Genomic DNA, 6,558 nt, shown 5'->3' on the forward strand with positions numbered 1-6,558 from the left:
ACGCATCGCACGCAAGGGAATCGAGTCATCACAGCGACTGGGACGCCACCGCTGGACCGTCGAACGCACCATGTCGTGGCTCGCCGGCTGCCGCCATCTCCACCGCCGCTACGAGCGCAAAGCCGAGCACTTCCTCGCCTTCACGAGCATCGCCTGCACCCTCATCTGTTATCGCAGACTCACCAAATGAGAGGACATCTCAGACACAGCAGGCCTGCGTTCAACAGGGGCCGCGGAGCCGTCAGTCCCACGAGTTGAAAAGTGTTGCGCCAAGGCTCTCCGGTCGCCAGTGCTTGATCTGACGCCACTCCGTCGCAGACAGAACAGAGGTGTCCGACTCCGTCAGCGGCAACAGGAGCTGTGCTGCGCTCAAGACGACAAAGCCGATGTCGGTGAGGACGGCGGCCCAAGTGGGAGGTTCCTGGAACTCGTCGGTGTACCAGTAGCGCCGGTCTCCGACGAAGGCGATCAGCGGGTAGTGAGCGTGGAACAGGGCGATGTGTGCGGCGTCCCGATCGCTGATCGTGGCGCTGTGGAAGTTCTGCGGGTACTCCTACTCCGTGAAGTCCTCGACCTTCCCGCCCGCAGCCCGCGCCGCGGCATACCAGGCGGCACGGCATGTCTGGGGATCGGTACTCGGCAGGGGTGGGTCACCCCGGTCGCGGAACCCGGTTACGCCCAGCTCCAAGCGGAAGGTGACCTGCGAGTCCTCCACGTTCACCCCTCCGAGCAGCCGTTCAACTTTGATGGCACAAACCTAGCGATCACCAACCTCCGTTGGCACAAGACATTCGCCAACGGTGTCGCTCGAATGCCGGGGGCGGTGCGCTGGGGTTCGCGCGTGTCAGGCTGCCCAGCCGATGGAGGAGACGTTGGTGTAGGCGTCGTAGTCGGATCCGAGGTCCTCGATGATGAGGTCCCAGATGGCGTCGAGTTCCTCCAGGTCGTCGTCCATCCAGGCGTCGACGGCGCGGTCCCAGACGCCCCGGACGGTGATGCTGCGGCTGGACAAGTCCCGCTGGTGCTTCTCTTCCACACGGGACTGGTCCACGGGGTTGATCTCGACACGAGTTCCGCGCCCGTGGTTGTTCAGCCGCTTCTTGAGGTCGGCGGCCACGTTGCGGCGGCGCAGGTCCCAGTACGCGGCATCGAGCCGGCCGCGGTTCGCCTTGTTCGGGCGGCGCTCCTCCGCGAGCCAGGCCATGAGAGTCCGCGGGGAGACGTGGATCCCGGCACGGTCCATCGCCTCGTATCCCGCGTCGGTCTTGGTGAGGTAGTTCAAGCGGGCGGCGAGGCCGCGGTCGCTCTCCACGTCCGACGCGATGCCGGTCACCATACGTTCGATGGCGACGCCGAGGGCGTCCGCGCCCGTCATGCCCCGGGCGTTGAACATTCCGAGGTCCATCCAGCGGCCGGCCATCAGCCGACCTTGCCGACGGTGTACTCACCGGACGCCTTCGTGTCACCGTGCTTGACCTTCATCTGGGACACGCCCCGGCCCTCAGGGAACACCTGCCGCCAGTCGCCGGTGACGTGGAGCTCGTCGGTGCCCATCATCGCGACGACGTGCAGACCCGCCTGATGGGCCTTGTACGCCTTGCCCCACAGGTTCGCGTAGGCCTGGGAGTGGATGATGTGCATCCAGTCGGGGCGGACCATCTCACGGTTGTGGATCGACTCCCCCATGGTGGAGATGAACTTGCTGTACATCGCCTTGACGTACTCCAGCGTCAGCGTGTCCCGGTTCTCGATCGCCTCGTCCCGGGCGGCGGACAGCAGCTTGCGCAGCGCGTCCAGGAAGTTCTCCGTCGCGCCGGAGGTCCAGGACTCGTGGATGACCGGAGCGTCGGTGAGGCCGTACTTCGGGCCGGACAGCCGCTGGAGCAGCCGAAGCGTTGAGTTGGTGACCCACAGGGCGCCCGGCTCGTCGCGGTCGCCGATCGGGTCAGGCAGGTTCGGGTGCGTCCACTCGGCGGGGGTGATCAGGTGCACCCCGGAGCGCTTCGGCTCCACACCGTCCGTGCCGGTGCTGTGCTCCAGCTTCCCGATCGGCAACCAGCACTTCAGGGCGCTCAAGTAGGCCGCGTTCACGTCCAACGCGGTCACCCGGACCTCACCTGCGGCTTTCATCGAGTAGCCGGGGTGATGGAACTTGGGGCGGGCCTCCCAGATCTGGTCCGGATCCCTCTTGGACGGCTTCTTCAGGATGTCCGGGAGAGCGGGGTAGGCGGTGTAGTCGTAGCGGGCGGTGGCCCGGGTCTCGTTGAACAGGTGCATCACGTCGGGAATCGCCCGCTTGATCAGCGCCTTCAGCGCCGCTTCCTCGTCCCCGCCGGCACGCTCGGCTTCCTCCTGGACGGCGCGGCTGATGAGCAGCGTGGTGTCGGCCTGGGCGCGGGCGGCACTGCGCGCGCGGCGCTCCGGCCGGCTCGGCACGGGCGCAGGGGTGGGCGATGCGGGCGCGGGATCCACCGGAGCGGCGGCCGGTGCGGGCACCCCTGAAGGGCTGGAGGCCGCGGGCGCGGTCTGCGGGTCGGCGGGCTGGCACAGGGCCCCGGAGTGCAGCGGGCGGCCGTCGGTCGACTGGTAGGTCGTCTCGATGCCGCAGCGGATGCAGGGGCCGGGGTCTCCCTCGATGGCGCGCCCGTCCGGGCCGCGCAGCGTCTCCGGTGCCGCGACGAACGCGGGCGGCACGGGCGCGGGATCCGCGGTGGGTTCGAGCGCGGCTGCGGGCGCGGGGGTAGCGGTGGCTGGGTAGATCTCGGCGAGGCCCTTGAGCAGCTTCAGGTACGGCAGGCGTCCGGGCGGGGTCGGATCCGAGTGGCCCGTCTCCCAGTTGGCGACCGTGGTCCGCCCGACGCCCACGGCTGCGGCGACTTGGGCGCGGGACAGGTTCGCGGCCTCCCGCAGGCGCTGGCGCTCGGCAGGGGGCGGGATCGAGGCGTTCAGCCGTGCCTCTTCGAGGAGCGCTTCCACGCTGTTCTCTTGACTCATGCCGCGACCCTAGCGTATTTGGACGACTTTCGGCGTCAGATTGGACGTTCAGTGAACAAACCTTGTGCGGGTGCGCTACGGTCGTCATCGGCACAACGGAACGGCGATGCGGGAAGCAACGGCGTCCGGTGCTTCGGACGACGTGGATCTCCGGGAGTGGTGGGTATGCAGAGCGTTATCGCGCTTCGGCCGCATCAGGTCGAGGCCGTGGACTCGATCATCGAGGGACTCTCGCTCCCCACGGACGGCTCCGTGCCCGCCTCCGGTCAGCGCGGGCAGGTCCACATGTCCACCGGCTCGGGCAAGACGATCACGGCGGCCGTGGCAGCGCTGCGCATGGTCCCCCGGGGCATGGTCGGCGTCCTGGTCCCGACCCTCGATCTCCTCACCCAGACGATCGAGGAGTGGCGGGCGGTCGGGCACATCGCCCCGGCGGTCGCGGTGTGCAGCCTCGGCGCGGACCCGCTGCTGGACGCGCTCGATGTGCGGTGCACGACCAACCCCACCCAGCTCGCCCTGTGGACCGCGCAGGCCGGCCCGATGCTCGTGTTCGCGACGTACGCGAGCCTGTCCCCGCAGGGCCTCGCCGACGACCAGGGCGACGAGGAGGACAGCGCGGCACCGGGTGTGCTGGAGCAGGCGTTGCGCGGCTCGTACGGCCAGACCATGCGCCCCTTCGACCTCCTGGTGGTCGACGAAGCCCACAGAACGTCCGGGGATGCCGCGAAGGCGTGGGCGGCCGTGCACGACCAGGCGCGGATCCCTGCGCAGCGGCGGCTGTACATGACGGCCACCCCCCGGTTGTGGGAGGCAGCCCCCGGAAGTGTTGGCGCGGACGAGACCGGCGGGCGCCTGGTCGCCTCGATGGACGACATCGATCTGTACGGGCCGGTGCTGTTCGAGTTCGGACTGATGGAAAGTGTCGAGCGCGGGGTCCTCGCGCGGTTCGAGATCGACGTCCTGGAGATCCGGGACCCGCAGGCACCCGGGGCGGACGCGACCGTGGAGGAGCGGCGCGGGCGTCGGCTCGCCGCGCTGCAAGAGGCACTGCTCAAGCACGCCGACACCACGGGGGTGCGCTCGTTCATGACGTTCCACGCCCGGACCCTGGACGCCATGGCCTTCGCCCGCGCACTGCCGGAGACCGCGGCCGAGCTCCACGCGACCGACCCCGTCACCTATCCGGGGCGGGTCGGTGCGGAGTGGCTGTGCGGCGAACACCCCGCCGCGCACCGCAGGGTCGTGCTGGACCGGTTCGCGGACGGCATCGACGAAGACGGCTGGGTCACCGACCTCGGTGTCCTCTCCAGCTGCCGGGTCCTCGGTGAAGGCGTCGACATCAGGGGCAAGCGCGGTGTCGGCGCGGTCGTCTTCGCGGACACCCGCAGCTCGCCGGTGGAGATCGTCCAGATCATCGGGCGGGGCCTGCGCCAGGACCCCGGAGAAGGCAAGGTCAGCCGGATCATCGTGCCCGTGTTCCTGGAGCCGGGTGAGGATCCCTCCGACATGATTGCCTCCGCCAGCTACCGCCCCCTGGTCTCAGTCCTCCAGGGCCTGCGCGCACATGACGAACGGGTCATCGAGCGCATGGCGCTGTCCACCACGACGGCCCGGGGACAGGCCACGTCCGTGGTCGCACTCGATCCGGTCCGCGAGGAAGGCGACAACGGCGACGTCCAGGAGGACGACGCCGACCACGACATCGAGGCGACGGCCGGCACCGAGACCGGCACGGACGAGGAGACGACAGAGGCCACCGCCCAGGAGGGTGCGGACGACGACGCGACCGAGGAGGAACACCCCGAGAGCAACGCGCCGTTGCTGCGGTTTTCCCTCCCCCGCGATCCCGGGGACGTCGCCCTGTTCCTGCGGACCCGGGTCCTGCACCCCGACTCCGAGGTCTGGCTCACCGGATACAACGCCCTGCGCCACTGGGTGCGCGAGCACGGGAGCGCCGAGGTTCCGCTGGACGCGTCGGTGGAGCTCGGCGAGGACCGCATCACGTATGCGCTGGGCGCATGGGTCAGCGAGCAGCGCCGCGCCTTCCGCCTCGGCACCCTGAAAGCCTGGCGGGCCGATCTCCTGAACGAGGTGGGCATGGTGTGGTCGGTCGCGGACGCCGGATTCTGGCGCAACCTCACCGCGGCCCGGACCTACCACGCGATGCACGGCACGCTCGCCGCCCCGAAAGACGCGGTCGTTGAGGGGGTGGCGGTCGGTCAGTGGCTCGCCAACCTCCGCAAGGCCGGCGGGCTCGGCAAGGACAAGGAGCGGGCAGCCCAGCGGCGGGCCGCGCTGGAGAGCATCGACCCCGAGTGGAACCCGGAGTGGTCGATCGAGTGGCAGCGCCACTACGCCACCGCGCGCACCCTGCTCTCCGAGGAGACCGGGCTCACCGAGGTCCTGCCGGGGGTCCTCGTCCACGGCTGCGACGTCGGCGCATGGATCAACCGCCAGCGCGAACACACCGTGTGGCAGGGACTGCTGCCCGAGCAGCGGCAGCGGCTGGAAGGACTCGGGCTGACGCCCCTGCCCGCAGTGCCGGCCAAGAAAACGGCGGCAGGCGGTGCCGGGGCGTTCGAGCGAGGTGTCCTCGCGCTTCAGCAGTACAAGAACCGCACCGGGACCCTGACCGTGCCCCGGGGCCACGTCGAAACCGTGGTGATCGAGGGCGAAGAACACGGGGTCAAGCTGGGTGTGTTTCTCACGAACAGCAAGACCCGCAGGGCCAAGCTCGCCGCTGACAAACTCGCCCAGCTCGCCACACTCGGACTCGACTGGGCAGCCTGACCCCACGGACAACGGCGCCCGCCTCGGGGGATCCGGGGCGGGCGCCGTACGCGTTACGTCAGCGGGCGGGGCCGACGAGCCTCCCTCAGGCGGGAATCCACTGGAACAGGGCCTCGTAGGAGGGACTTGAGGAGCCGGGGCGACCGGCCGGACCTCGCTGCTCGCGTCCTGGCTAGATTGATCACATGAACCCCTCGTTGCCTCTGTACATAGCCGACCTATTGGCTAAAACACCGAAGATCAAGGTCATCAAGGAACTGCGGTCTTTGACAGGCTTCTCCTTGGAGACTGCCAAGGGATTCCGCGATGCCGTGGAAGGTCGCCGTTTTCTCCGCGAGCAGGTCCAACCCGAGTTCGGAGGCGGCAGCCTCGCCTCACGAATCCGGCTGCTGCAGTCCGAGGAGGGCCACCTCGAGGCCGTCAGACTGGTGCAGGACGAGACCGGCGTGAGCAGCGCGGAGGCTCGCCGATTCATTGCTTCCCTGGACGTAACCACCGACTGAATACCTATCGGGCTAGACCGATAAGCCAGCCACGCGAAGCAGACCTGGGCGCCTTGGGATGAGACGGACTTAAGACGACTACCGCCCCGGATGTCACACCACCCGCCTCGCAAAGGTCAGCCGACCCCGCCAGCCCCACCAACATCAGACCATCGTCATACACAAAGGAAGATCTAAGACCGTGTCCTATGTGGTGAGTCGAGCGAGTCGTTTATAGCAGCAGAGGGCGGCGGCGAGGCCGAGAAAGGCCAGGTAGTTGCGGGGGTGGCGT

Annotated in this window: 5 protein-coding genes; 3 read left to right on the forward strand and 2 right to left on the reverse strand. The window is 68.7% G+C overall.

From position 1 onward, the window contains the following. Positions 1-190, forward strand: a 190-nt coding sequence (locus AB0P41_RS35765) for a transposase (protein WP_365936172.1), incomplete at its 5' end; no start/stop codon positions are given. 654 nt (positions 191-844) lie between these two features. Here the strand turns inward: AB0P41_RS35765 and AB0P41_RS35770 are convergent. Both AB0P41_RS35770 and AB0P41_RS35775 read right to left on the reverse strand, forming a co-directional pair. Next, a complete protein-coding gene (locus AB0P41_RS35770) occupies positions 845-1,420 on the reverse strand; it encodes a transcriptional regulator (protein WP_365936173.1) in 576 nt (191 codons plus the stop codon). Further along, complete coding sequence (locus AB0P41_RS35775) at positions 1,420-2,994, reverse strand: helix-turn-helix transcriptional regulator (protein ID WP_365936174.1); 1,575 nt, start codon at positions 2,992-2,994, stop codon at positions 1,420-1,422. Before AB0P41_RS35775 ends, AB0P41_RS35770 begins: the two co-directional genes overlap by 1 nt. 165 nt (positions 2,995-3,159) lie before the next feature. Between AB0P41_RS35775 and AB0P41_RS35780 the strand changes: the two genes are divergently transcribed. Both AB0P41_RS35780 and AB0P41_RS35785 read left to right on the forward strand, forming a co-directional pair. Then, complete coding sequence (locus AB0P41_RS35780) at positions 3,160-5,784, forward strand: Helicase associated domain protein (protein ID WP_365936175.1); 2,625 nt, start codon at positions 3,160-3,162, stop codon at positions 5,782-5,784. A gap of 185 nt (positions 5,785-5,969) precedes the next feature. Continuing rightward, positions 5,970-6,287 (forward strand): hypothetical protein, encoded by a 318-nt coding sequence (locus AB0P41_RS35785; RefSeq protein ID WP_365936176.1) that lies wholly within the window; start codon positions 5,970-5,972, stop codon positions 6,285-6,287. The last annotated feature ends 271 nt before the right edge of the window (positions 6,288-6,558 follow it).

This window comes from Streptomyces sp. NPDC079167 (assembly GCF_040686735.1).
Classification (GTDB): domain Bacteria; phylum Actinomycetota; class Actinomycetes; order Streptomycetales; family Streptomycetaceae; genus Streptomyces.